This is a genomic window from Desulfovibrio sp. An276 (assembly GCF_002159665.1).
Classification (GTDB): domain Bacteria; phylum Desulfobacterota; class Desulfovibrionia; order Desulfovibrionales; family Desulfovibrionaceae; genus Desulfovibrio; species Desulfovibrio faecigallinarum.
On record NZ_NFJC01000039.1, the window covers coordinates 1 to 25969 of the forward strand.

A 25969-nucleotide genomic window follows, 5' to 3' on the forward strand; every position below is an offset into this window, starting at 1 on the left:
TGTCGAATGATGATTGCTCCTACACAGGCTTAGTGTAGTTTTCTGATAAGGAATCCTTTTGAGCACTCCAGAAAATATGGTTCTACTTTTGCTCAACTCTTAGGTTATATCCATTTTGAGGTCCCTACGGCTTAATGAACATGGCGTCCCCGTAGGAGAAGAAACGATAGCGCTCCCGCACTGCTTCCTTGTAGGCAGAAAGTATACGCTCCCTGCCCATGAGGGCAGCCACGAGCATGACAAGGGTCGAGCCAGGGAGATGGAAGTTGGTCACAAGGCCGTCTATCACGTTCACGGGCTTTCCGGGGTAGAGGAAAATGTCCGTCACCCCCTTGAAGGGAGCAAGCCTTCCTTGCGCAAGATAGGCTCCTTCAAGGGCCCTTGCCGTAGTGGTGCCAACGGCTATGACCTTGCGCCCTTCCCTCTTGGCTTCTAGCACTGCCTCGACCGTATCCTCTGGCACGTCCACGAGCTCCCCGTGCATCTTGTGGCTGCGTATGTCCTCGCAGCGCACGGGACTGAAGGTCCCGTAGCCCACGTAGAGGGTCAGCTCCTTCCAGCCAATGCCGGCTGCGGCAAGTCTTTCGCGCAGTTCGGGAGTAAAGTGCAGGCCTGCCGTAGGCGCAGCGACAGATCCGGTCTTGTCTCTTCGCGCATACACGGTCTGGTAGCGCTCCCTGTCTCCCTCGCCGGCGGCCCTGCGTATGTAGGGAGGAAGGGGCATGGAGCCCTTTTCCTCGAAATCCAGAGCCAGATCGCCCTGCCATTCAAGAATCACCTTCCAGCGCCCGAACTCGCCCTGGCTCACAAGCGAGACCGTGATTCTCTCTCCAAAATGGATTTTCTCGCCAGAGGCAGGGTGTCCTCCACAGCGCAAAAGGCCCTCGGCCTTTGCCTGCCATCTGTCCTCGCCAATCAGCGTGGCGCAGGAGAGGATTGCAGGCAGGGGGGAGAGCAGAAGAAATTCTACCTTGCCGCCAGTGTGGCGCTGGCCCAAAAGACGGGCTGGAAGCACGCGGCTGTTGTTTGCCACAAGCAGCGCCCCTTTGGGCAACTCTTCCACAAGATCCGCAAAGTGCCTGTGCCTTGGGGAAAGATCGCCTCTTCGCGGCACAACCATGAGGCGGGAGGTGCCGCGCTCCTTCGGCGGCGTCTGGGCTATGAGCTCTTCCGGAAGGTCATAGTTGTAGCTTGAGAGCAAAAGGTCAGCGTTATCAAACTTTGCGGGATCAGCAGTGTTTGCAGGGATATTTTGATGGCTTGTTTCGGACATGTAGTACGGACTCCAGCGAAATTTGGGCCTCTTGCCACCGGCATGACACTAATATACGTTGCTTGGCACACGCTGCGAAGCCTTCCGGCAAACGGAAGACTTCACAGAAGTTTTTCACTGATGGCTGCGAGGAAATTGCACGTTTTTTTGCCGGAGGAGACATACCCCATGCACCGCCTGCTTGTCACCATTAGCCTGTTGCTGCTCCCGCTCATTGCCGGCTGCGCCGGATTTACCAACCCCCTCACGGGAACTACCGTGGGAGGCGGCGTTGTCGCGAACACAAGCAGGCTGCTCGGAACCCCGCTTCCAGCGGGCATGGAATTCTACGCTGAACACAGCCGCATCGAGGGACAGGACGGCATGGAGACATTGCGCGGCACGGCAAGCCCTGCCATGTGCGCGCGCACTGTTTGTGATGCCCTGCAGGCTGACGGCTGGGCCATACGCCTTGGGTACGCCACGGAAACCCGCGCCCTTTATGTCTTTGAAAAGCAGGGACGCCTGGCTGCCGTCAACATTCTGCCCCAGGCAAGCCTGACCCTCATGACGCTCTACACAAGCTCCGTGCCTCCGGCGAGCATCCCCATTCCCTTTACCAAGAAACCCGACTACAGCTTCGGCTTCGGAAGCTCGTCTTCGAGCAACACGCCGAGCAATGAATCTGCTTCCGACATTCCTGCCCAGGAAGAGGGCACAGGCGGCCTTTCCACTGCTCCCGAAGGCCAGCAGGGCTCATCCGGACCTATTCAGGAGAGGGATCTGTGATAGACGCAATCTACCTTTTGCGCACGCTCACGCGCCTTCAAAACAGACGCCTGCACCTGGGTGTCTCGGGCTCCATTGCCTGCTACAAGGCAGCGGATCTCTTGCGCCATCTGCTCAGCGCCAAAATCAATGTCTCGGCAACACTAACCTCCGGCGCGCAGCACTTTGTTAAACCCCTGCTCTTCTCTTCCCTTGGTGCAAGCCCGGTGTATCCGGAAATGTTCACAGGCGAGGAAACCTTCGCACATCTTGAGCCAGGACAAAGCTGCCATGCCCTGCTTGTTGCGCCTGCCTCGGCAAACCTCATTGCCCGCATGGCAGCCGGCCTTGCCCAGGACATGCTGAGTACACAGCTTCTTGCCTTTGCAGGACCAGTGGGCATAGCCCCTGCCATGAACACCCTCATGTGGCAAAATGCGGCTACCCAGGCCAACATTGCCACCCTGAAGTCCCGCTCGGTTACCATCATCGGCCCGGACACAGGAGAGCTTGCCTGCGGAAGCAAGGGACAGGGGCGCCTTGCCCCCATGCCCTGCCTTTTTGCCGAAGCCCTGCGGCTTCTCGCACCCAAGGACATGGCTGGCGAGACTGTGCTTGTCACCCTTGGCCCCACAAGGGAGCCCTGGGACGGGGTCCGCTTCTGGTCCAATCCCTCGACAGGAGCCATGGGCGCAAGCCTTGCCCTCTCGTCCTGGCTGCGCGGAGCAAGGGTCTATGCCATTGCAGGCCCGGGCATAGACTCGGATCTTGTGCCGCCCCTGCCAGGCCTGGAGCTTTGCAAAGTCAAGACAGCAAAGGAGATGCTCTTCAAAGCCGAGGGCTTTTGGCCCGAAGTCACCATGGGCATGTTCACGGCCGCAGTGGCGGACTTTGCCCCTGTTCCCTATGGGTCTGGCAAGTTCAAGAAGGCCACGTCTCCGGACGGCATCAACGTTTCCTTTACTCCGAATCCGGATATCCTCGCTACCCTGTCCGCCAGAAGGGACGGCAAGCGCATTTTGGGCTTTGCTGCGGAAACAGCTTCCGACGACGCGGAGCTCATGGCGCTTGCAAGGCTCAAGCTTGAAAGAAAGGGCGTCAACGTCCTTGCGGCCAACAACGTGATGCAGGCCGGCTCCGGTTTTGGCACCGGCACCAACGCCATGGCCGTTGTAGACAGGTCCGGCAGGGAAGAGCACTGGCCCCTGCAAAGCAAGATGGACGTAGCCTGGGATTTGTGCACATGGCTTTTGAATTCGTAAATGCCTGGGCAAGGATACGCGAGCTTGCTGGGCTAAGCTGCATTCTCTACCCCCATCCTGTGGAGCACAGCGCCAAGGATGCGGAGAAGAAGCCTGCACCCGAGGCACGTTTGGGAGCTTCCCAAAGCCAAGGAAGACCCTGGCAAGGCAGGGCCGCCGCTATGGGAGACAGGTCTGCCGGCACATCCGGCTCCACACCCGTCTCCAGACCCGTACCCGGGCCCAGGTTCGGATCAGGCTCAGGTGCAGTTTCCAGCCAGGCACAGACAAGGCCTTCCATGCGTCCCGGTCCCGCGTCCGCGCCTGTCAGGCAGGCGCCTGCACAGGCCACCGCAAGACCGCAGCCTGCCCCACGCCCTGCCCCTGTTGCCGAGACGCGCCAGGAACTTGTCGCAACCTGGCCCGAGGGCTGGCAAAAACTTTTTGCGCGCACAAGGCCGGGCAAGGTGGCCTGGACCTATTATGGCCTTGGGCACGACTTGTGCGGCCAGGCCAACAAGGCGCGCAGCAAGAAGCTCTCGGAGCTTATCGCCTATCTTGCCATGCCCAGGGGCACGCACACCTTCTGGCCCATAGGCTTGCCCGCCCTGGACGAGGACGGCAACACCATACTCGCAATCGACAGGGAAATATTCTGGCAGGGCCTGCAGCTTCTCAATGCCCGCATGCTCATCATCATGGGCAGCCCGGCTGCCAGGGCAGTTGGTATCCAGGGCCCCATAAGCCCTACCATGCCCATGCGCCCCATAAACGGCATGCTCACGCTTCTCACCTGGGACATAGACGATCTGGACAATGAGGACCACTTCTCAAGGACCAGAAACTATTTGCGTCAAACACTAACACCTCTAGTCTGCTGACTTTTTTCTTTTTTCCCATGTTTGCCCTTGCCTTCATGTTTGCCGGCATGCTGATTGGCTTTCTCTTGCGAAAGACCGTATTGCCAGGCCTTGTTTCCAGACTTCTTTTGCCCATCATCTGCGCCCTGCTCTTTGCCATGGGCGTGCTCATTGGCGCCAACCCCATGGTCATGGACAATCTGCACACCTTGGGACTGCACGGGCTTGTCCTTGCCCTGGCAACAACTGCGGCAAGCGCACTTTGCGTTGCCCTCATCTGCCGGCTCTTTCCCGACAGAGCAAGGGACACGGGGGCAAAGAAGTGAAAACAAGCCTTCTCATCCTGGCCTGCTTTTGCCTTGGCATACTTTGCGGACGCTTCGGCCTTCTGCCGGAGAGCCTTGACGGAGAAAACGTCACCCTTATCCTGCTCTTTGTGCTCATGAGCTGTGTGGGCATATCCGTTGGCTCGGACAGGCGCCTTGGCGAAATCCTGCGCTCCCTGCGCCCGAAGATCCTCCTCTATCCCCTGGGAACAACCATCGGCACCTTTCTTGCTGCAGGTCTTTGCTCGCTTTTTCTTGCCTATCCGCTCTCCCATTGCCTGGCTGTGGGTGCAGGCTTTGCCTACTACTCCCTTTCTTCCATTCTCATCACCCAGGCCGTGGGCACGGAACTCGGGACCGTTGCCCTCATCTGCAATTTGGCAAGGGAAGCCCTGACCCTGCTGCTCGTGCCCCTTGTTGCGCGCTTTGCGCCAGAGCCTGCGGTCATTGCCATGGGCGGAGCCACGACCATGGATTCGACCCTGCCCATCATGGCAAGGACTTTGGGCACGCAATGGGTCTTTGTTGCCCTTGTCCATGCCATTGTGCTAGATTTCAGCGTACCCTTCTGGGTCATCTTCTTCTGTTCACTCTGATGTGAATACCCTGGCGCCTGTTTGAAAAAAAAACGTGCGCCCCATATCCAAACGACAAAAAAATCCTCCGGGAATGCCCGGAGGAATGAGACCGATACAGACGGTCAGGGAGGTTTCCCTTGCCCCGCTTTCGTACACAGAAATTCCAGGTTCGCGCCCAGCTCGAATCCCCTGAGTGGCGCAATCATCTGGAGGCCATAGCCGAGGAAGGCATCAGTTCCGTAGGCCCGCTCATGAGTCTGCTCACCTTTGAGCCCGTGCTCAGACTGCGCGCGGCCATAGCCCTTGGGCATACCACAAACAGAATCTACGAAAAAAAGCCCGACGCAGCCCGCGATGTCATGCGCAGACTCAACTGGCGCATGTCCGAGGAGAGCGGCAACATTGGCTGGGGTGTGCCCGAGGCCATAGGCGAGGTGCTCTCGCACTGTCCGCCCCTTGCCAAGGACTTTTACCGGATCTTCTTTACCACCATCATCGACCTGGGCTTTGACGACAACTACGTGGACAACGACGTCCTGCGCAGATCCTGCTACTTTGCCATTGGCCGCTTCATAAAGGCCTGCCCAAAATATGGCGAGGAGGCAAGGCCCCTTCTGCGCAAGGGGCTGCAGGACAGCGATGCCGTGTGCGCAGGCCTTGCTGCCTGGGCTTTGGGCATGCTTGCCCCGGACCTGAACGATCAGCCTTCACTGCGCAAGCTTGCGGAAAGCGGGCTTGACGGCTCCTGTCTTGTCACGGACGGAGACCTGGTTGTGGTGTGCACGCCAGCAGAACTTGCCAGGGACACCCTGCAAGGCAAGCCCAAGCTGACAATCTAAGCTGGCAATCTGAGTCGACAATCTGGCTAAATTGCCGCATCAAGCAGCATGTTGTCCCTGTGTATGACCTCGGGGTAGTGGGCATCGCCAAGGATGGCCGCTACCTCGATGCGTTTCAGGCCCTTGATGCGCCTGATATCGTCCGCAGTATAGTTCGAGACCCCCACCCCAAGGCTTGCGCCCTGGTGGACAATGCGGATCAGGTCTCCCTTGTCGAAAGAGCCTTCCACTTCCAGGATGCCTCCGGGAAGAAGGCTCTTTCCTCTTTGGGTGAGAGCTTGTGCTGCGCCATCGTCCACAAGGACCCTGCCCACAGGCGCAGCCTTGTAGGCAAGCCAGAACTTGCGCATGGGTATGGCCTTGAGGCTCGGGCGCACCCATGTTCCCACTTCCTCGCCGGCAAAGGCCCGAAGGATAATGTCCTTTGAGCGGCCAGGCAAAATGAGGGTGGGGATGCCGCGCTGGGCAGCACGCCTTGCGGACAATAGCTTCGAGTACATGCCGCCTGTGCCAACGGTTGTCTTGCCGCCGCACATGGCGTCGAGGTTCAGGGCAGAGGCGTCCTCGATGCAGGGCAGAACCTCTCCTGGCACACCGTCAACCGGGGGCTTTTTGAAAACACCCGGGGACGAGGTGAGGTTGATGAGCAAATCCGCGCCGACCAAGGTCACAAGGAGGCTTGCCAGACTGTCGTTGTCGCCGAACTTGAGCCCTTCGGTGGAGACTGTGTCGTTTTCGTTGACAATGGGCACAGCCCCCCAGGAGAGGATTTCCGTAAAGGTGTTGCGCGCGTTGAGAAGCCTCTGGCGTACGCGAAAGTCGTCCTGGGTCAGGAGCACCTGGGCTGTGGGAAGATTCTGGCAGTGGAAGGCGTCGTCCCAAGCACGCATGAGCCTGCCCTGGCCTATGGCTGCTGCTCCCTGACGGGCCGCAAGGCCTGCCGTGTCTGCCTTGACACCGTTTTCGGCCAAAACAGCGCGCCCGGCTGCGACTGCCGCAGAACTCACAACCAGTATCTTGCGCTCCCCGCCCCCCATGCGCTGGATTTGGGCAAGCTGCGCTGCCAGGGAATGCAAGACGTCTGCCCTCAAGCCCTGACTGTCCGTCAAAACTGCGCTGCCAATCTTGACCACCAGGCATTTTGCATCGCAAAGGGCCCTTTCCCGCTCGCTTTTCCAGTCCGACATAAAAGGCTCCTATTCCTTGGTCCAGATGAACTGCGGGCCATCGTCCTCGTCGTATTCTTCCTCGTCCTCGTCCATGTCCGTGTCGGCATCGGGGAGAATTTCCGGGGCGCGGGTACGCACCAGGGGAGCGTGCATGTCCATGCTGGTCTGCATGCGCCACAATTCCTGCATCAGCTCCTCAAGGCCCGTGCCCTGCAGGGCAGAGATGAAGAAGATCTTCAATCCGTCTTCTTGGGCGCGCTTGCGCAATTCGGCGATCCTCTCCTCGTCCACAAGATCGATCTTGTTGACTACACGGATCTGGGGATGGGTGGAGAGCTCCTCGTCAAAGGAACGCAACTCCTCGTCGATGAGCTCGAAGCCTGCCCAGGGATTTTCGCCTCCGGTGTCTTCCACGCTTAAGATGTGCACAAGAAAGCGCGTGCGCTCGACGTGCTTCAAAAAGCGCATGCCCAGTCCCTGGCCCTGGCTTGCGCCCTCGATAAGGCCCGGGATGTCCGCGATGACAAGGCGCTGGCCGGGATCGTATTCATCGATGACAACGCCAAGGTTGGGAACAAGGGTTGTGAAGGGATAGGGCGCAATCTTGGGCCTTGCGGCAGAGACAGCGGACAGGAAGGTGGACTTTCCGGCATTGGGAAGGCCAAGAAGGCCAGCGTCTGCCAGTATCTTGAGTTCAAGGCGCAATGTCTTGTACTCGCCCTTTGAGCCCGGCTGGGCAAAGGTGGGCGCGCGCATGGTCGAGCTCTTGAAGTGGATGTTGCCCTTGCCGCCGTGGCCGCCCCTTGCGATGACAACTTCCTGGTCTGCCTCGGCAAGATCGCACAAAAGGCGCTCCTCGCCGTCCTCTTCCACAAAAATCATGGTGCCGACCGGCAGGTGGAGGACAAGGTCCTCGCCCTTGCGGCCGTACATCTGCCGCCCCATGCCATGCTGCCCGTTGGGGGCCGTGTAATGCCTCTTGAGACGAAAGTCGTAGAGTGTCAGGAGCCTTGAGTCGGCGCGCAGGATGACAGAGCCGCCGTCACCGCCGTCTCCTCCGTCCGGGCCGCCCTTGGGAATGAATTTCTCTCTGCGGAAATGGACAGAGCCGTTTCCGCCGTCACCGGCCTTAACGCTGATGCGGGCCTCGTCGACAAAACGCATACATACCTCGAAAAAAGTAGACACCAAAAGGGAAGGAACCCTGAAACAAGGCCCCTTCCCTCAAGAAAATATCTTTGCTTTTATGCCTACTCGGCAATGTCCACGTGCACGCGAGTGAGCACGCGGCGCTTGCGAGCAAAGTGCTCGAAACGAACCTTGCCTGGCCTGGTGGCATAGAGGGTGTAGTCTCTGCCCATACCAACATTCTGACCAGGATAGATACGGGTTCCGAGCTGACGGACTATGATGCAGCCAGGAATGACGTTCTGGCCGCCAAAGACTTTGACGCCGCGACGCTGACCAGCACTGTCACGACCGTTGCGGGACGATCCGCCTGCTTTTTTATGAGCCATGATCTTCTCCCAGAAGAAATTTCCAAAAACTAGTTAGCGGCAGAGCCAGCGTTGATGCTCTTGATCTTCAGCGTGGTGTAATCCTGACGATGACCGCGCAGCTTGCGGCTGTCATTGCGGCGCCAACGCTTGAACACAAGCACCTTGGGTCCACGGGACTGAGCCACAACTTCTGCGGTCACGGACGCATTCTCAACGACAGGGGCGCCAATCTGCAGATTTTCGCCGCCCAGCATGAGAACCCTGTCCAAAGTGACTTCTGTACCAGCTTCGGCACTGAGCTTCTCCACACGAATCTGAGAGCCTTCTTCGATGCGATACTGCTTGCCGCCGGTTTCGATGATTGCGTACATTGTGTTGGGTACCTCCAAAAACGGAAAGTCACCTTTGCCCCAACAATTTCGTTTTGTCAAGCGTTTTGGGGGCAATTTTGTTGCCAAGCCCTCTTTTTGGCTCATTTTGGCACAAATTTTTCCGGGCTCAAAGCCCTATTTTGCCTGACATTGATGCAGTTTTGCGCAAGGGAAGGAATGTTTCCGACAGTCTTTCGCCCAAAATGAACGCATTTTCAGACTTTTCGCCCCTCCCTTGCGCTTGCATCGGACATTTCGACAAAATTCTGCCTATTCCTCGACCTTCCTGAACAGATACACGCTTCTTTGCGGATTGGTAAGAACAAAACAGGTAGAGCGTATCAGGGCAAGGCCGTGGCGTATGCCAAGGGCTCGCATCTCTTCTCTGTCCAGCCGTATCTTGTACTCGGAAGGCCTTCTCTGCTCGACCGGCAGCTTCTGATCGTTTGTGTGATACTGATTGCCCGGGACCTTGTCGTATCTGCGGGTGACCATATCGCAGGCAAGGTAGCCCCCGACCTTCAGCGCACGGCTGTAGGTCTCAAGGAAGGAGCTGAAGCTTGCGCCGGGGATGTGGTAGAGCCAGTTCACGGACAAGATGCCATCCAGATTTTCCGGAAGCCTTGCGGGCTTGATACCGTCGTCCTGCCACAAGTCCAGATTCATGTTCAGATGGGAAGCAAGTCTCCTTCCAAGCTCGAGGGCTTCCAAGTCGATGTCGGATCCGTAGAGCTTCGAAAAGCCCTTTTGGCCAAACCACAGGAGGTTGGCTGCGCTGCCGCATCCGGGCTCAAAAATGGAAGCATCCCTTGGCAGGGCTTCGTCAAGCCAGCGGCAGGCCGTGCAGGCATGCCTTCTCCACTTGCGGCTCAAGATTGCGAAACTGTGCCACGAAGGGGCATTGGTTTCGCGCATAAGTCTTTCTATGAGCTTCTTCGAAACACCATCAAGAGAATTGCCAAAGGGCAATCTGTCCAGCACGTATGACAGGGGGGGGGGCAAGAGAACATTTGCAACTACCTGTAATCAGTTTTGTTTTTTTGTTGTGGCACAATGACAAGCGATTGCTGTCGCCCGTTTTTCGTCCCTGTCGAACAAGGCTTGCCAAATATGAAGCGACATGCAACCCGCGTGTGAGTAGCACCAATGGCAAACGTTGCAAAGAACCTTTTGCGACAGGGGGCACTGCCCGGGCTTCACATGCCAGCCAATCTGGCATAGTCACTGATTGCGCCTGCTCAAACAGGCCGCCACATTCCCCTCGATCCCAAGGACAGACATCATGCCCATATTTACCATAAACGCGCTGAGCATGGACGGCCGTGGCATAGTCCGGCACGGAGAAAACGGAAAGACCACCTTTGTGAGCGGTGCCCTGCCCGGCGACAGGGTCGAAGTCACCATCACAAGGGAACACAGGGGCTATTGCGAAGGAAGGGTCACGACCCTCATTGAAAAGGCTCCAGATACCATCGAGCCTGCCTGCCCCCACGCCCACACATGTGGCGGATGTTCCCTGCAGCGCCTGCCCTACGATGCCCAGCTTGCGGCCAAGGAACAGTTTGTCCTTGAGGCTCTCACCCGCATAGGAAAGATTGCCAATCCCCCCTTGCGTCCCATTGTCGCCTCTCCCGACGTCCTTGGCTACCGCAACCGCGTGCAGCTTGCCTTTGCCCGCAATGAAGAAGGCAAGATACACCTTGGCATGCGCATGCCCCAAAGCCATCTTGTGGTTCCAGCCAAGGGCTGTCGCCTGCTTGCCAGCGGGGCAGAAGAGATTGTGCAGAAGGTGGAGGAGTTGGCAAACAGGGCAGATTTGAGCGTCTACGAACCGGACTTTTCGAAGGCACCTGCCAGGAATGGCAGGAACAGGGGACGCGCTGCCGGCACAAAAAAGGGTTTTCTTCGCTTTTGCCAGATACGAGAGGGACGTGTGCCAGACGATGCGTCTCTCGCAAGCGCCAGGCATATTCCAGAGCATCAGGCCTTCTGGCTTGTCTTTTTGACCTCGCCTGGATCAAGGCTGGAAAGGGCAGCCCTTGCCAGGGTAGCAACCGAGATTCTTCTTGCCTGTCCCACGGTCCATGCCGTCCTCCATGAGGAGAGGGCAAGCGAGGACATGCTTGTGCGCGGGGAAAGGAGAATCTTCGCCATGGCAAGACCAGATTTCCCGCTCGATCCGGCCCTCATGGTCATGCCCTTGTGTGGCACAGGCTTTTTGGTGGACGCTGCAGACTTCTTCCAGGTCAATACAAAAGCGGCAGACCTTCTTGCACAGGAAGCGGCAAACCTTGTGCAAAAGGGACCTCTTTTCGATCTCTACTGCGGGGTCGGAGCCCCTGGCCTTCTTTTTGGCGAAGGCGAGATCACGGGCATTGAGTACTCTGCATCCTCCATTGCCATGGCCAAGAGGAACGCTGCACGCATGGGACAGAAGGCCAGCTACCATGCTGGAGACGCTGCAAGGATTTTGCAGACAGCGCTTTTCAAGAGCGCAAAGCCAGTCCAGGTCCTTTGCGATCCGCCAAGGGCCGGTCTCGACAGCAGGGTCGTCTCCTGGCTTCTGGAAAAAAGACCAGAGCATATCATATATATATCCTGCAATCCGGCAACTCTTGCGCGAGACATCCTAGCCCTGCAAAAGGCCTACAGGCTTGAACAGACGACATCTGTTGACATGTTCCCCCAGACTCCGCACGTGGAGACAGTGTCTCTTCTGACCCTCGAAAACTGTGCTCGAAGCTAGGCCGGGGAAAATGCGCCTGGTGCGAATGCAAAGCAATCCAGGGTTTGCATCACAAGAGCTCAAAGCTGTTCTTTTCGAAGTTCAGCATGCCCTCGTCACGCATTCTGGCGAGCTCCTTGCACATGGCGCTCCTGTCCACGGACAAAAAGTCCGCCAGCTGCTGTCGATTGAAGGGAATGACAATCTTTGTGCTGCCCTGCAGCTGTGCCTCTTCGGACAGGTAGGAAATGAGCTTTTCCCTGGTGGAGCGCCTTGAGACGTGGTCGAGCTTGTGCATAAGGCGCCTGTTCTTTTCGGATATGGAGAAGACCAGATTCTGAATCACTCGGGTATGAAAGCGGCAAAGCGATGAACAGACTGTCAGAACCCGCATGGCATCAAGGGTAACAATCACGCTGTCCTCAAGAGCCATCACGTCATTGAGAAGGACAGAGCTCTGTGGCGCCACATATTCCTCGCCGAACATATCGCCAACGCCCACGGTGCCCACGATGGTCCTGTTTCCCCAGCTGTCGTCCTTCTGAATCTGCAGCTTGCCAGCCACGAGAATGGAGAGCCGATCCACCCTCTCGCCCTGTCTGTAGACATAATTGCCCTTTTTGCAGCTGCCTGTTCCAGCCTTGAGACAGGAAAGCATGGCTGCGAGATCGTCCTCGGCAACTCCGGCAAAAAGTCTGGTCTTTTTCAGCACTGGAACATAATTTTTCATAAAATACTCCTCATATGTTGCAAAAGACACGGAAATGTTGCAATTTCTATACTATCGTTTGCATCGAAGAGCAAGACACCCTGAGCGGCCCAACTTGTCCGCAAAAAGCCTGCCTTGTCCTTGCATCCCCAGTGACACATCAAGTAAAATCAATGGAGTATAAAATATGGAACGCAAAATGTTCTGCTTTCAGTGTGAACAGACAGCCGGGTGCACCGGCTGTACGGCCAGTGCCGGTGTCTGTGGCAAAAAGGCCGATACCGCACTCCTTCAGGACCAGTTGACAGGCGCCCTCATCGGCCTGGCCCAGGCTGCGGCCGCAAACAGGGAACAAGTCACCCAGGAAACGGACAGCCTCTTTATTAACGGGCTGTTCAGCACCCTGACCAACGTAAACTTCGACAACACAAATATCCTTGAACAGATAGCCAGGGTCGGAGAGGAGAAATCCCGTCTCGCCCAGGGAGCAAACTTTTCCGACTACGACATGCGCAGGCTCTGGGAAGCAGACGAGGATATCCGCTCTCTCAAGTCTCTGATTCTTCTGGGTATACGTGGGGTCTCGGCCTACGCCTATCATGCGAAGCTTCTTGGCTACACAAGTTCCAGGGTCAATGAATTTGTCTGTACGGCCCTGTGCGCCGTAGGAACGGACGACTGGGGCATGGATCAGCTTCTGCCTGTTGTCCTGAAGGTTGGCGAAATCAACCTTGAGTGCATGGAACTCCTGGACAGGGCCAACACGGAGACCTACGGGAATCCGATACCCACAAAGGTTGATCTCGCTGTTGAAAAGGGCCCCTTCATTGTCATCACCGGACACGATCTCCACGATCTGAAGCTGCTTCTCGAACAGACCAGGGACAAGGGCATCAATATCTACACCCACGGAGAAATGCTCCCAGCGCATGCTTACCCGGAACTCAAAAAGTACAGCCATCTCAAGGGGAATTTCGGCACTGCCTGGCAAAACCAGCAAAAGGAATTTGCGGACCTGCCAGCGCCTGTCCTGTTTACCACCAACTGTCTCATGCCTCCGAAGGCTGCGTACGCAGACCGTGTGTTCACAACAGGCGTTGTTGCCTATCCTGGAACAGTCCATATTGACGACAGAAAGGATTTCACCCCAGTCATCGAAAAGGCTCTTGCCCTTGGTGGCTATCCCGAAGACCGACACTTTACCGGCATCAACGGCGGTGACACTGTCATGACCGGTTTTGCCCACAATGCCGTCCTCTCTGCTGCGGACAAGATTGTCGCTGCAGTGAAGGCTGGCGCTGTCCGCCACATCTTCCTTGTTGGCGGCTGTGACGGGGCAAGACCAGGCCGCAGCTACTTCACGGATTTTGTCAAGCAGACTCCGGCAGACACACTCGTCCTCACGCTTGCCTGCGGCAAATACCGCTTCAACGATCTCAATCTTGGTTCAATCGGGGAATTTCCCCGTATCATGGACATGGGACAGTGCAACGATGCCTACAGCGCCATCAAGGTGGCATCGGCCCTCGCCGAGGTCTTTGGCTGCGGCGTGAACGATCTGCCCCTCTCCCTGGTCCTCTCCTGGTATGAGCAAAAGGCAGTGTGCATTCTCCTGACACTCCTGTATCTCGGTATCAAGAACATCCGCCTCGGCCCCTCCCTACCGGCCTTTGTCTCCCCCAACGTGCTCAATTTCCTTGTTGAAAACTTTGGTATTGCCCCGATAAGCACACCAGAAAGGGACCTGCAGGAGCTCCTTGCCTAAGACAGATCCCGAGACAGTGGAAAACAGTTGTTCCATGCACCGAATGCATGGAACAACATACCTACAAGGCATTTGCCATTCCGGGGCTTTTGTACTGTACTTGCCTGCAGAACATGGGCAAGTCCCATGTTCTGCACAAATTAACCACCTTTCTTTTTTGCCTGCACTACATGCCCCTCCCTGAAAAGGACAGTTACGCTACTCTTTTCCTCCTGAAGGAGAGGCCTCAAACCACAAGGGACTTTTTCATGAGCAAGAAGCTGATTGCCTATTTCAGCGCCCAGGGCACGACAGCAGCCGTTGCGAAGAAGCTGGCCGAAGCCTGCGGTGGCGACCTGTACGAAATCAAGCCCCAGGTTCCCTACAGCAGGGCGGACCTGAACTGGAACGACAAGACATCCCGTACATCCGTGGAAATGCGGGACACGTCCTTCAGGCCCGCCATTGCCGACAACAATGCCCATGTGGAAGACTACGACGTCATTTTCCTAGGTTTCCCGATCTGGTGGTACATTGCTCCCACCATCATCAATACCTTCCTCGAAGCCTACGATTTCTCGGGCAAAACCATAGTCCTTTTCGCCACATCCGGCGGCAGCGGCTTTGGCAAGACCGTACGGGGAATCAAGGGCAGCGTGGCTCCGTCCTGCACCATCATCCAGGGCAAGCTTCTGAATGCTCCCCAGAGTACCGCTTCCCTGAAGGCCTGGGTCGAAAGCCTCAACGTCTAGGCTTTTCCCAAAAAATCCGTTCAGTCACTTTTCCAGGGCAGAAGGCATGCGTGCTTTCTGCCCTTTTCTTGCTGCAGGACGCTTCATCCTGGGACGCAGCTTTTCCTCCACAAGGCAAGCAAAGTCCGGCAACCGTGTTGACACGATCGTTCCTCCAAAGTATTTTTTGTGCATTGGCGTCTACCCGAGACTCCCAGGAGGAATATGTCTTTTTTCGACATTCTGAAGGTTCAGAAAGAGGGACTTGAGGGCCTTGCCTCTGTGGGCACCATAGGCCTGCACATGGTCAGCGGCCCTCTGGTCGGCGTTGTCATCGGCTACTTTTTGGACAGGTGGCTGGAAACAAGCCCCTGGTTCAAGCTGATTTTTCTCTTTATTGGCATTGGGGCCGGCTTTCTCAATGTCTACATGGATTCCAAGATACTCATTGCCCGCATGAATCGGGACAGAAAGCTTTCCCGATCCAATGAAGCTGTTCCAGAAGAGGAGCAAACCTCGCACCATGCGGATCCGAAGTAGAACAGGCCCCAGGTCAGCACATCCTTCCCATTGTCTTAGGATAGCAACAACAGAGACTAGTATGGCTAAAATCGCCCTGACAGGTGGACTTGACGACTTTCTGCGCCGACGCGGCATTACCCACCCACTCATTGTTCCCATCCTCCGCAACCAGCTCCTTATATTGCTCGTCCTTTTTTTCATCTCCTCTGCCTTTGCCACGGAAAGCCTGACAGGAATCTGGTTTTGCTCAGGTTTTGCTGTTATTACCTATATCCTGTACAGCTGGGCAAATTTCTTTTCCCGTTCCAGGCTTGACAATTTTGGCTCGGCATTTTTCGGCGCAGTCATAGTTCGCTTCACACTCAGGCTTTTCATCCTGGGGGCCGGCATCTATGCGCTGCTGATTCTGGCCAAGGCAAATCCAATGCTTTTTCTTGCAGGAGTAGTCGTCGGAACTTTCGCACCACTCTTGACATGGGCCGTGAAAAGAGGCACTAAGTGATAGATTTTCACAAATGAGATTGACCTAAACGAGGGAGGCTTCTCATGGCAGGTTTGGCTCATCCGGTCCTTATCTCGACCCTGTGCAACATGGACACCATCGAGATAGGTGGCAAAACAATCGAATTCCAGCATGTTTTCTATTCCTGGATATGCATGGCCATACTTTTCCTTGTGGCTTGGCTTGTGAGAAGACGCCTAACTATGGTGCCAGGCTCACTGCAGAATTTCTGGGAAGCCATTGTTGAAACACTAGAGAACTATATCTGTACTACCATGGGAGAAAAGTACGGACGTATCTTTACTCCCTTCCTGGCAGGTTTGTTCATCTACATTCTTGGTTCAAACCTGATGGGCCTCATCCCGGGCTTCAACGCTCCGACTGCCAATCTGAACACCACGGTCAGCATGGCTCTGTTTGTGTTCGTCATGTACCACATTGTCGGTATCTATGTTTGGCATCATCACTACATCAAGCAGTTCCTTGGCGTATCCAAGTGGCTTGTGCCCCTGATGTTCCCGCTTGAAATCGTGTCACACTGTTCCCGCCCGGTCTCTCTTTCTCTCCGTCTATTCGGTAACATCCGCGGCGAAGAAATTGTGCTGATTCTCTTTTTCATCATGGCACCAGTTATTGCCACAATACCGATTTACGCCCTCTTCCTGCTGGCAAAGTTCATGCAGGCCCTGGTCTTCTTCCTGCTGACTACCTTCTACATCAACAGCGCCATTGCAGGTGTCGAACACTAATATTCTGCGGGGAATGGCCGTCGTTTACGGCCCAACCATATAAACCTTCGCAAGGAGACTTCCATGCGCAAAATTCTTCTCGTTGCCCTGAATCTGATCGCCATGCTGGCAATGGCCTCCGTCGCCTTTGCTGCTCCCGCAACCCTTGATGCTGCTGCTCTTGGCAACACCTGCCTCGCTGCTGCTCTCGGCATCGGTATCGCTGCATTTGGCTGCGGCATTGGTATGGGCCTTGGTCTGCGCGGCGCCTGCGACGGCGTAGCCCGTAATCCTGAAGTGAGCGGCAAAATCACCGGTACCCTGATTCTTGCTTACGCATTTATCGAATCTCTGGCCATTTACGCTCTGGTTATCAGCTTCATTCTGCTGTACGCCAATCCCTTTGTGGCCGCCTAGTATTCACAACAGACGAAAGTCTGTCTGAAAATGCCCGGAGGGCGGGACAGGTTTTACCTGTCCCGCCCTTTTTGCTGTATCAAGTAAAAAAGTCCGAGAAACAACAGACCAGTCTGCAGCGAACTGCTGAATATTTTTCCACACCGGCCCTAAACTGCTTGGAAGAGCGGCAAAGCAAGAGTACAAGGGCAAAGAGCGCTTTTTTCATGCAGACTTGTGAAAAAGTGGTCCGGGACACAAACGAAACATGCGGCACATCTTGCCATGATTTTCACATATTCTGACGGGACATGACTTTGCAAGAGTCGAGAAATTCTCTCTTTTTGTGGCCATGACATCGTCAAAAAAGCTGATTTTTTTCACAAGCTCTCTTTCTTTTTTCTGTCTGCTCAAATTTGCTTGTGAAGGCATTGTGTTTCAAACGGTTATGTCGTATCTTCTTTTCTACCTTTTTTCACAAACTATTTTTCACTTGTTCTCCCCAAGAAGGTACGTCGGTCAATTGCCCAGATCTGCAAGCCTCGGCTTGCAAAATCCTGGTTGACCAGCTTCAGGCTGTCGAAAGACTGGTTTTGGTTGGGTTGGTTGGGAAAATTCAGGCACCCTGGGGTAAAACTCCAAGCCCCTGCTCTGCGGTCTGTTGTCCAACGCCCTGATGAATCAAGGGCAGTGCGACAGATGCCAGGCCTTCGGCTTTGGCGAAGAAGTAACTTTCGGCTCAAGCCGCGATTGGGGGCCGACAAGTCACCCAAACAAAACTCAAAAATAGGAGAAAGGCGCTTTCGCCTGCGTGGGGGCCGCGCCTGATATTTGTAATATGGAAACACCTCCCAAAACAGCTCGCATCCCCAGAGCAACCATTCAGCGCCTTGCTACCTATATCCAGGTTCTTGAAAATCTCGCCAGAGACGGAACCGAAATCATATCCTCCACTCCACTGGCCGAGGCCTGCGGCGTCAATGGCTCCCAAATCCGCAAGGATCTGGCCTATTTTGGCGAATTTGGCATACGTGGCGTGGGCTACAATGTCACCTCGCTCATTGAGGCCATCACTTCTGCCCTGGATGTGAATCGCGAATGGCGCATGGCTCTCATTGGCGTGGGCAATCTCGGCAAGGCCCTGCTGAACCACTCGGACTTCAAGGAACGCGGTTTCAATATCATAGCCATATTCGACTGCGATCCCTTCAAGATCGGCGAGGTTGTGCATGGGCTCGAAGTGCATTGCACAAAGGAAATGCCCTCCATTGTGGCCGAAAACAATATCGAGATTGGCATTATCACAACACCTCCGGAAAGAGCCCAGAGGGCTGCCACCCATCTGATGAACGCGGGCATCACCTCCATCCTGAATTTCGCCTCCGCGCGCATCAAGGTGCCCGAACACGTCAATGTGGAGTACGTGGATTTCTTCCACCACCTCTACTCCCTTGCCTTCAACCAGAACAGGATTTTTGCCAAAAACTAGACGGCATCTCACTTCACACAGCATGCCAGCCCCCTGGCTGGCTTTCCAATTTCGGGTCCCGGCTCTCCAAGGGCAGGGACCCTCTTTTGTCCCTGGAAAATCCCATGTCCCCAGCAAAACGCTTTTTGGATGCCTTGAGCTTCTTTACCTCGCTTGTGCCAGCAAGGCTTGTCTTAAATTCTACCCTTGGCGAATGCGCACCATGGATATTTCCCTGTGGCCTTGTCATTGGCGCTTTGTGCACGCTGGCAAGCCTGGCGGCGAGCATACTTTTAACCAAGGCTGCCACCTGTCCGGACGTAATTGCCCTGCTGCTTGCTGCCCTGGCCTGGATTCTCGCGGAATTGCGCATCACCCGAGCCCTGCACTGGGACGGCCTTGCAGACCTTGCGGACGCCATAGGCTCCTACAAAGAGGGAGAGGCCTTCAGGGCAGTGCTCAAGGACAGCCGCATAGGCACCTTTGGTGTTTTGGCACTCATTTGTGCCTTTGCCTGCGAACTTCTCGCAGTTGCAGCCCATCTGCACATCCTGTCCCTTACTTCTGTGGCAGCCCTGGTTTTAGCTCCCGCCTGGGGAAGGGGCATGGCTGTCCCGCTTTTTTGTCTGGCATCCCCTCACGACACAACGGGCCTTGGAGGCCAATTTGCCTGCGCGGGAACAAGGGACAATCTTGCTCTGAGCATTATCCTGGCAGCGCTCACACTCGGTTTTCTCGCGCTTGCAGGCGTGCATCCTCTAAATCTTTGCGCGCTGCTTCTCCTGCAGATGGGGCTTCTCTGGAAATTTGTCGCACTCAGCAGGCAGTACGATGGCTACTCGGGCGATTTTTGCGGCTGCCTCATGCAGACAGGACAAATTCTCTTTTTGCTTGTGACCATCTGATTTGGGACTTGCGCCCTACAGCCCTGTCTGGCCACGGCTGTGTACGAGAACAAAGATCTGCATCATGAGAGCCTCAAGGACGCGCACAGGTGACACTTGGCCCGAGATACGCTCGCGCGCCTCGCTCAGCCATTGCGAGACATTGCAAAGCTCGTTTGCACCAAGCCTTGAAAGCTCACTGTCTATGCCGCCGCTCCTTGGCCTGCCTGCCAGTATGCGCAATATCGCCTTTTCGAGAAGGCTCAAGACTGCCGTGGCCTCTGCCGCAGAAAAGCCCTTCTTTTGCGTGCGCAGGAAAAGTGTCCTGCCGGTGGCAAGAAAGTCCGCCACATCTGCAGCAAGTGCCATTCCGTCTTCTGTCAGGCTCTCGGCCTCGGGATCCGGCCAGGGCAAGAGCAGGCAATAGGATCTGGACACAAGCGTTGGCAAAAGCTGCTCGCGCTGTGCAGTCAAAAGCACAAAGACTGTCGTGGGCGAGGGCTCTTCCAGGGCCTTCAAAAGGGCGTTGGCAGCTTCGGATCTGTGGTTGTCCATCCCGAGCAGCATAACCACACGCAAGCCCTCCCCATGGGGCGGATCCTGGATGATTCTTTTGAGCTCGCGCACGTTTTCCATGTTCAGGGCCCTGATGGGCCCGGGCTCGTCGCGATCCTTGGTGTTGGAAATGCGCCCGTCAAAGGCCAGAACGTCCATGTTCTCCTGGCTCGCTATCTGCTGGCACACGGAGCAGGAAAGGCAGGGGCTGCCCTCTTCCCTGGCGCTTGGACAGTTGCAGCGGCAGGCCCAGTATCTGGCAGCAGCAAGACGCTGTTCCTCGCTTCCCCCATCCAGAAGGATCACCTGGGGCGGAGCGTCGCCCAAATGGTCAAGCCTGGCCCTCAGGCCGTCAAAGGTTTGGTCCTCGATAGCGGGAAATAGCGACAAGGGAAGGCCTCCGAAAAAAAGCAAACAAAAAAGCCCTGCCCCGGACACGAATGGTACAAGGCAGGGCTTGTCAAAAAAACTAGCGGACGATGGTCTGTTCGCGGTCCGGCCCCACGGAGACGTAGGAGATGCGGACCTGGGTCAAGGCCTCGAGGCGCTGGATGTACTTTTGTACGTTGTAGGGCAGGCCGTCAAAGTGCTTGCAGGTGGAAATGTCCTCGCTGAAGCCGGGCATTTCCTCGTAAATGGGCTCCACCTCTGCCAGGGCGTTTTCACCCTGCGGAGGATATTCGATGCGCTGTCCCTTGTACCTGTAGTCCACGCAAATCTTGAGCACAGGCAGATTGCGCAGAACGTCGATCTTTGTGAGAGCAATCTCTGTCAGGCCGCACAGCCTTGCCGATTCGCGCAAAATGACAGCGTCCAGCCAGCCGCAGCGGCGGGGACGACCGGTGGTTGCACCAAACTCATGACCCTGCTCGCGCAAAAAGTCGCCTGTGGGGTCGTCCAGCTCTGTGGGGAAGGGACCGGCACCCACTCTGGTCGTGTAGGCCTTGGCAATGCCAATGACGCGGTCGAGGGTGTTCGGGCCAATGCCCGTGCCTGTGGATGCGCAGCCGGACACGGTGTTGGAGGAGGTGACAAAGGGATAGGTCCCGTGGTCCACGTCCAGATGCACGCCCTGGGCGCCTTCCCAGAGAATCTTCTTGCCCATGCGCATGGATTCCTGGATGACGCCGGAAACGTCCGTGAGGTAGGGCGTCACGCGGTCGGCTATGCCAAGGATCTTCTCTATGACCATTTCTGGGTCAATGGGCTCTGCATTGTACAGGCTCTGCAAAAGGACGTTCTTTTCAAGAAGGGCCTGACGCACCTTGGTGCGCACAAGGTCGGGATTGGTCAGATCGCTTGCGCGCAGGCCAATGCGGCTGACCTTGTCCTCGTAGCAGGGACCAATGCCGCGGCCGGTGGTGCCAATCTTGCCTCCGGCCTTGTAGGCTTCCCTCGCCTGATCAAGAGCCACATGGTAGGGCAGGATAAGATGGGTTTTGTGGCTGATACCGAGGCGCCTCGGGGAAACATCCACGCCGTTTTCCGCCAGACCGTCCGTTTCCTGCAGGAAGACAAAGGGGTCCAGCACAACACCGTTGCCAATGAGGCAGGTTTTACCTTCATGGAGTATGCCAGAGGGAATGGTGTGCAAAATGGTCTGCTTGCCATTGACGGCAATGGTGTGCCCGGCATTGTTGCCGCCCTGAAAACGCACAACAACATCACTTGTGGCAGCGAGCATGTCGACGATCTTGCCCTTGCCTTCATCCCCCCACTGGGAGCCAATAATAACAGTATTTGCCATTGTTCCACCTTATTGAAAAAGACGGCTATGCGGGCATAGGACAAACTCTGCCCACCGTCGTTATGCGCAAAACCTACTTCACCTTGTCATCTGGCAAGGGTCTGAACTGTGACACCGTGCAGGGAGTCTCGCGCCGCACAATCCCCGCCTCGGCAGAGCGCCTCGCAACTTCCAGCCCATCGTCTTCTTCCTGCATTTCCTCGGGCATGTCCCTGCGTATGCAGTAGTTGAAGAGCTGGTTTTTCATGTGCTTGGCCTGAATGAGGCAGAACACCAGAGTGTCCAGCTCCCATTGCCTGGACAGGCGCACAGAGTAGGTTTTCTGCGCGTACTTGCCCCACAAGCGCATGAGCGATTGCTCGTCAAGGCTGTCCAGCTGTTCGGCGAGCTTGTAAAGTAGTCTTTCCATGTGAAGGCAACACTCCCGATGCCACAGACAAAGCAGGATGATGGCGTTGGCTGTCTTCCTGCTGCAATGACAAGTATGGGAACAGAAAAACATCCTGTCCCTCAAGCCTGAATTTCGATATTCCCAAAGCCCAGACTTTTGCAAAATACTTGCATTTGCCAGTGCTGACAAGTCCGAAAAAAAGCCTCAACCCAGCGGCTGCTTGTCCTGCACGTTTCACAGGGCATGGCCTTGTCCCCCCAGGCAAAAAACGCAGCTCAAAAAACTGCTCAAAGGGGCTTTTCAAAACCCTTCCGCACAGTGGAAGCCCAGGGGAAACACTAGAAGAAAGGCGCCTTGTATGGTAGCAAGGGGGCCTGAAACAACCGCTTTCGAGGAGGGCGCATATGGCTGATCTGAAAAACATGTACAAAACCATCGTCAAGGAAACCTTTCCGGACACCATGACCATTACACTGGGCGACCAGAAGCTTGTCTACCACAAGCGCACCTGGGAGCTCGACGGCGAAACAAAGGGCTTAAGGTATGGCGAAAACCCGGACCAGCCCGCTGCCCTCTACCAGCTGGCAGAAGGCGAGCTCACCCTTGGCGGCATCACCTGGCGCGGTCCGCAACACAGCATTGTCTCGAGCCTGAGCGAAAAGCAGATGATCCAGGCAGGCAAGCATCCCGGCAAGACCAACCTCACGGACGTGGACAACGCTGCCAACATTCTGCAGTACCTGACAGACAAGCCCGCTGCACTCATCATCAAACACAACAATCCCTGCGGAGCAGCCTGGTCCGACGAGGGCGTTGCAACCGCCCTTGAAAAGGCCTTCTGGTGCGATCGCATCGCTGCCTTTGGCGGTGCTGTCGTTGTCAACGCTCCCTTCACTCGCGAGGCAGCAGAACTTGTGGCCGCAAACTACTTCGAGGTTGTGGCTGCACCCTCCTTCGAGGAGGGTGTTGTCGAAATCCTGAAGAGCCGCAAGAATCTGCGCATCATGGAACTTCCCGGCCTTGCCATGCTGGAAGAGCTCACCAAATCCGCCTTCCTGGACATCAAGTGCCTCGCAGACGGCGGTCTTGTGGTGCAAAAATCCTTCCAGAACCGCATCTTGAAGAACACGGACTTCATTCCCGCCCAGGCCACGGACAAGAACGGCACAACCTTCATTGCCCGCGCACCCTCTGCAAAGGAGATGGACGATCTGCGCTTTGCCTGGGCAGTGGAAGCAGGTGTTACCTCCAACTCTGTCATCTTTGCCCGCGACGGAGCCACCACTGCCATCGGCACAGGCGAGCAGGACAGGGTCGGCTGCGTGGAGCTTGCCATCTACAAGGCCTACCACAAGCACGAGGACGTGCTGGCCTTCAAGGGCCTTGGCCTCACCCTCTACGAACTCAAGGAAAAGGCCAAGACGGACGCCGAGATGGCCAAAAAGCTCGCCGAAATCGAGGAGCAGGCAAAGGCTGAACACGGCGGCCTCGAAGGCTCCGTGCTCATCTCCGACGGCTTCTTCCCCTTCCGCGACGGCGTGGACGTTGCCATGGCCGAGGGTGTCACTGCCATTGGTCAGCCCGGCGGCTCTTTGCGCGACTGGGAAGTGATCAAGGCTGTCAACGAACACAGCCCCCAGGTTGCCATGGTCTTCACAGGCCAGAGGTCCTTCAAGCACTAGGCCCTGGATGCGCACATGTCCTGCAACGAGACAAGTACACGCCTGCATCTGCCGCGCGTTGTGATCTCCTCCACCTGCGGGGGAGGCGGAAAGACGCTTCTGAGCCTTGGCCTTGCGCGCTTTTTGCGCAACAGGGGCTGGAACGTTCTCCCCTTCAAGAAGGGGCCGGACTACATTGACGCGGCCTGGCTCACGCAGGCTGCAGGGCGGCAGTCCTCGAATCTGGACCCCTATTTCCTGGACGGAGACGGGCTGAGAGCCCAGATGGCCCACGCGGCCCGAAAGCTCCTAGACCTATCGGAAATGGACAGGGCCCTTGGCATTGTCGAGGGAAACAGGGGGCTCTACGACGGGCTGGATGTGGAAGGGTCCTGTTCGACAGCGGCCCTTGCGCGGGAACTCAAGGCTCCGGTCATCGTCACCATCAACGTGACCAAGATGACGCGCACAACCGCGGCCCTTTTGCAGGGGCTGCAGAACTTCGAGTCCGTGACCTTCGCAGGGGTTGTCCTCAACTGCACTGGATCCCCAAGGCATGCCTCCTATCTGCGCGCGTCCATAGAGCACTACACGGACTTCAAGGTTTTGGGAGAGCTGCCAAGGCTTGCCCACAACCCCCTGCCAGAACGGCACATGGGCATAGCATCCCTCAAGGGGGACGATCTTTCGGACTCCGCCCAGGAAGGCCTTGAAGCCATGGCTGCCTATGTTGGCGCACACGTGGACGTACAGGCCATAGTCCGCAGCGCAAGTGCTGCCCCGGATCTCGACTGCGAGCCCTTGTGGAAGGACGAGGCCAAAAGGACAGGGGACGGCCCTGTCATAGGCTATGTGCGCGACCGGTGCCTGTGGTTCTACTACCACGAGAATCTGGAGGCTCTCGAGCGGGCAGGAGCCCGTCTTGTGCGGCTCTCGCTCTTTGACGACTCCTGGCCCCTCGAGGGTGAAGGAAGTCTCGATGCCATCTATCTTGGCGGCGGCTTTCCGGAAGATTCCCTGAACAGGCTTGCGAACAATCCAAGGCTCAAGGATCTGGCAGACCTTGCGGCCAAGGGCTTTCCCATCTATGCGGAATGCGGCGGCCTCATGATCCTTGCCCGCAGCGTGCGCCGCAAGGATCAGGTAACCGCCATGGCTGGCGTGCTCCCCCTGGACATAGAAATAGGCCCGCGTCCCTGCGGCCTTGGCTACGTTCAGGGAGAAATCGTGCGTGACAATCCCTTCTATGCCAAGGGGACAGTCCTTTTCGGGCACGAGTTCCACTACAGCCGCGCCCTTTCCTGCGAAAAAAGCCTCACCCATCTGGCCCTCACAAGGGGCACGGGGCTTGGGGACAACCTGGACGGCCTTGTGGTCAACAACACCTGGGCTTCCTACACCCACATCTTTGCGCCTAGCCAAGGCTCGTGGGCGCCCACCCTGTGCAGGCTTGCCATGGAGTGGAAGAGGCGCAAGGCCCTCGCCTGATTTCTCGCCTGACCAACAAAGACGCCGCAAAAACACCAGGGGCGCGCTTTCATCACAGAAAGCGCGCCCCTTTTGTCTGGCAAAACCTTTTGCTCAGTTCTTCTTCCAGAGATAGCCGTACTTGACCGAAAGCCCGTCCGTCTTTTCCACAACGCGGGCCACAAGGGCGTCTATGTCCTCCATGGACACTGTGCCCACTTCATGGCCGAGGAGCATGGGCAGATAGTTTGCCTTCTGGGAATAGACCCAGATGATGGAGTAGACGGAACCTACCTGGGGACGGGTAGGAAATTCCGGACTTGTGCTCACAAGCAAAACGAGTTTGGGCTCGTTGTCGGAACCAAGACGAAACAGGCTCGAGGTGTTGAACTTTTCCTTGAGGGCTGTGGAAAGGCGTGCCCCGGTGCTGTCCGTTCCCTCGCTTTGGACATCAACAGCCGTGACCCTGGCGTCCACCTTGGCAGGAGAATTCGGGACTGCGGCGGGCGCCGTTGCAGGTGCCGCCATGGCCTGGCTCCCCAAGGCGCCTGCAAGAAGCAGGACAAGGAAGGTACGCGCAAAAAATTTTCCGATAGTGTGTTCGTTTTTGCCTGTCATAGCTGTATCGGCGCAGGACTCCCTGCGTGCAGGGTGTGCGCGCCGCCTCCTTTGCTTTTTTCGTGCGGGCAGCGAGGGTGTGGAAGCCCTGTCGCTGCCAAAAACAATGCTTTGACATCCTCCCCCGCCTAAAGGCGGAGGATTCCCAGCGGAAACAAGCTAGCTTGATCCCTGGGCGGGTTCCGCTTCAACGAGGCAAGGAGCCTCTCCACAGGCTG

Annotated in this window: 28 protein-coding genes; 17 read left to right on the forward strand and 11 right to left on the reverse strand. The window is 56.5% G+C overall.

Features of this window, described 5'->3' with window-relative positions; all coding sequences use genetic code 11:
- Positions 1-124: 124 nt before the first annotated feature.
- Positions 125-1273 carry a tRNA preQ1(34) S-adenosylmethionine ribosyltransferase-isomerase QueA gene (gene queA, locus B5F76_RS12390; RefSeq protein WP_087355039.1) on the reverse strand — a complete coding sequence of 383 codons (1149 nt, stop codon included), beginning with the start codon at positions 1271-1273 and terminating at the stop codon, positions 125-127.
- 168 nt (positions 1274-1441) lie between these two features.
- On the opposite strand from queA, the gene B5F76_RS12395 reads away from it, so the two are divergent.
- From B5F76_RS12395 to B5F76_RS12425, 6 genes are all read left to right on the forward strand, one after another.
- Positions 1442-2041 carry a hypothetical protein gene (locus tag B5F76_RS12395; protein WP_087355041.1) on the forward strand — a complete coding sequence of 200 codons (600 nt, stop codon included), beginning with the start codon at positions 1442-1444 and terminating at the stop codon, positions 2039-2041.
- Positions 2038-3282, forward strand: a complete 1245-nt coding sequence (gene coaBC / locus B5F76_RS12400) for a bifunctional phosphopantothenoylcysteine decarboxylase/phosphopantothenate--cysteine ligase CoaBC (protein ID WP_239407054.1) — start codon at positions 2038-2040, stop codon at positions 3280-3282. Before B5F76_RS12395 ends, coaBC begins: the two co-directional genes overlap by 4 nt.
- Complete coding sequence (locus B5F76_RS12410) at positions 3264-4142, forward strand: hypothetical protein (RefSeq protein ID WP_144268483.1); 879 nt, start codon at positions 3264-3266, stop codon at positions 4140-4142. Before coaBC ends, B5F76_RS12410 begins: the two co-directional genes overlap by 19 nt.
- A 17-nt stretch (positions 4143-4159) precedes the next feature.
- Positions 4160-4447 carry a LysO family transporter gene (locus tag B5F76_RS12415; RefSeq protein WP_087355048.1) on the forward strand — a complete coding sequence of 96 codons (288 nt, stop codon included), beginning with the start codon at positions 4160-4162 and terminating at the stop codon, positions 4445-4447.
- The gene (locus tag B5F76_RS12420) at positions 4444-5043 is read left to right on the forward strand and encodes a lysine exporter LysO family protein (protein ID WP_087355050.1); all 600 of its coding nucleotides are present in this window, start codon (positions 4444-4446) and stop codon (positions 5041-5043) included. Before B5F76_RS12415 ends, B5F76_RS12420 begins: the two co-directional genes overlap by 4 nt.
- Before the next feature lie 119 nt (positions 5044-5162).
- Positions 5163-5864 (forward strand): DVU0298 family protein, encoded by a 702-nt coding sequence (locus tag B5F76_RS12425; RefSeq protein WP_087355052.1) that lies wholly within the window; start codon positions 5163-5165, stop codon positions 5862-5864.
- Between the two features lie 26 nt (positions 5865-5890).
- Here B5F76_RS12425 and proB read toward each other — a convergent pair whose 3' ends face one another.
- The 5 genes from proB to B5F76_RS12450 all read right to left on the reverse strand — a co-directional run bounded on the left by proB (position 5891) and on the right by B5F76_RS12450 (position 9884).
- Positions 5891-7051: a glutamate 5-kinase gene (gene proB / locus B5F76_RS12430; protein ID WP_087355054.1), complete on the reverse strand. Its 1161-nt coding sequence runs from the start codon at positions 7049-7051 to the stop codon at positions 5891-5893.
- Between the two features lie 9 nt (positions 7052-7060).
- Positions 7061-8197, reverse strand: a complete 1137-nt coding sequence (gene obgE / locus B5F76_RS12435) for a GTPase ObgE (protein WP_087355056.1) — start codon at positions 8195-8197, stop codon at positions 7061-7063.
- Between the two features lie 86 nt (positions 8198-8283).
- Positions 8284-8550, reverse strand: coding sequence for a 50S ribosomal protein L27 (rpmA, locus tag B5F76_RS12440; RefSeq protein ID WP_087355058.1), 267 nt, complete (start codon positions 8548-8550; stop codon positions 8284-8286).
- A gap of 29 nt (positions 8551-8579) precedes the next feature.
- Positions 8580-8903: a 50S ribosomal protein L21 gene (gene rplU, locus B5F76_RS12445; RefSeq protein ID WP_087355060.1), complete on the reverse strand. Its 324-nt coding sequence runs from the start codon at positions 8901-8903 to the stop codon at positions 8580-8582.
- Between the two features lie 270 nt (positions 8904-9173).
- Positions 9174-9884: a class I SAM-dependent methyltransferase gene (locus B5F76_RS12450; RefSeq protein WP_239407055.1), complete on the reverse strand. Its 711-nt coding sequence runs from the start codon at positions 9882-9884 to the stop codon at positions 9174-9176.
- A gap of 301 nt (positions 9885-10185) precedes the next feature.
- Here B5F76_RS12450 and B5F76_RS12455 point away from each other — a divergent pair, with 301 nt between their 5' ends.
- On the forward strand, positions 10186-11649 hold the full coding sequence (locus B5F76_RS12455; protein WP_087355062.1) for a class I SAM-dependent RNA methyltransferase: 1464 nt from the start codon (positions 10186-10188) through the stop codon (positions 11647-11649).
- 49 nt (positions 11650-11698) lie between these two features.
- On the opposite strand, the gene B5F76_RS12460 is transcribed toward B5F76_RS12455, so the two are convergent.
- Positions 11699-12358, reverse strand: a complete 660-nt coding sequence (locus B5F76_RS12460) for a Crp/Fnr family transcriptional regulator (protein ID WP_087355064.1) — start codon at positions 12356-12358, stop codon at positions 11699-11701.
- Positions 12359-12524: 166 nt separating this feature from the next.
- On the opposite strand from B5F76_RS12460, the gene hcp reads away from it, so the two are divergent.
- The 8 genes from hcp (at position 12525) to B5F76_RS12500 (ending at position 19333) form a co-directional block, all read left to right on the forward strand.
- Complete coding sequence (hcp, locus tag B5F76_RS12465) at positions 12525-14102, forward strand: hydroxylamine reductase (RefSeq protein ID WP_446717639.1); 1578 nt, start codon at positions 12525-12527, stop codon at positions 14100-14102.
- Between the two features lie 248 nt (positions 14103-14350).
- Positions 14351-14833 (forward strand): flavodoxin, encoded by a 483-nt coding sequence (locus B5F76_RS12470; protein WP_087355091.1) that lies wholly within the window; start codon positions 14351-14353, stop codon positions 14831-14833.
- A 204-nt stretch (positions 14834-15037) separates the two neighbouring features.
- On the forward strand, positions 15038-15352 hold the full coding sequence (locus tag B5F76_RS12475; protein WP_087355066.1) for an AtpZ/AtpI family protein: 315 nt from the start codon (positions 15038-15040) through the stop codon (positions 15350-15352).
- 61 nt (positions 15353-15413) lie between these two features.
- The gene (locus tag B5F76_RS12480; protein ID WP_087355067.1) at positions 15414-15836 is read left to right on the forward strand and encodes a hypothetical protein; all 423 of its coding nucleotides are present in this window, start codon (positions 15414-15416) and stop codon (positions 15834-15836) included.
- Between the two features lie 44 nt (positions 15837-15880).
- Complete coding sequence (gene atpB, locus B5F76_RS12485) at positions 15881-16585, forward strand: F0F1 ATP synthase subunit A (protein WP_239407056.1); 705 nt, start codon at positions 15881-15883, stop codon at positions 16583-16585.
- 63 nt (positions 16586-16648) lie between these two features.
- Positions 16649-16981 (forward strand): ATP synthase F0 subunit C, encoded by a 333-nt coding sequence (gene atpE / locus B5F76_RS12490; protein WP_087355069.1) that lies wholly within the window; start codon positions 16649-16651, stop codon positions 16979-16981.
- 817 nt (positions 16982-17798) lie between these two features.
- Positions 17799-18449: a redox-sensing transcriptional repressor Rex gene (locus tag B5F76_RS12495; protein WP_087355071.1), complete on the forward strand. Its 651-nt coding sequence runs from the start codon at positions 17799-17801 to the stop codon at positions 18447-18449.
- 104 nt (positions 18450-18553) lie between these two features.
- Positions 18554-19333, forward strand: coding sequence for an adenosylcobinamide-GDP ribazoletransferase (locus tag B5F76_RS12500; protein ID WP_087355073.1), 780 nt, complete (start codon positions 18554-18556; stop codon positions 19331-19333).
- 15 nt (positions 19334-19348) lie between these two features.
- Here B5F76_RS12500 and B5F76_RS12505 read toward each other — a convergent pair whose 3' ends face one another.
- The 3 genes from B5F76_RS12505 to B5F76_RS12515 form a co-directional block, all read right to left on the reverse strand.
- A complete protein-coding gene (locus B5F76_RS12505) occupies positions 19349-20257 on the reverse strand; it encodes a DNA polymerase III subunit delta' (RefSeq protein ID WP_239407057.1) in 909 nt (302 codons plus the stop codon).
- Between the two features lie 79 nt (positions 20258-20336).
- Positions 20337-21614, reverse strand: coding sequence for an adenylosuccinate synthase (locus B5F76_RS12510; RefSeq protein WP_087355077.1), 1278 nt, complete (start codon positions 21612-21614; stop codon positions 20337-20339).
- A 73-nt stretch (positions 21615-21687) separates the two neighbouring features.
- Positions 21688-22023: a hypothetical protein gene (locus tag B5F76_RS12515; protein ID WP_144268484.1), complete on the reverse strand. Its 336-nt coding sequence runs from the start codon at positions 22021-22023 to the stop codon at positions 21688-21690.
- Positions 22024-22409: 386 nt separating this feature from the next.
- Between B5F76_RS12515 and B5F76_RS12520 the strand changes: the two genes are divergently transcribed.
- Positions 22410-23687, forward strand: a complete 1278-nt coding sequence (locus tag B5F76_RS12520) for an IMP cyclohydrolase (RefSeq protein WP_087355081.1) — start codon at positions 22410-22412, stop codon at positions 23685-23687.
- Between the two features lie 15 nt (positions 23688-23702).
- Positions 23703-25154, forward strand: a complete 1452-nt coding sequence (locus tag B5F76_RS12525; RefSeq protein WP_239407058.1) for a cobyrinate a,c-diamide synthase — start codon at positions 23703-23705, stop codon at positions 25152-25154.
- A gap of 93 nt (positions 25155-25247) precedes the next feature.
- Here the strand turns inward: B5F76_RS12525 and B5F76_RS12530 are convergent, their stop codons facing one another.
- Positions 25248-25661 carry a hypothetical protein gene (locus tag B5F76_RS12530; protein WP_144268485.1) on the reverse strand — a complete coding sequence of 138 codons (414 nt, stop codon included), beginning with the start codon at positions 25659-25661 and terminating at the stop codon, positions 25248-25250.
- Between the last annotated feature and the right edge of the window lie 308 nt (positions 25662-25969).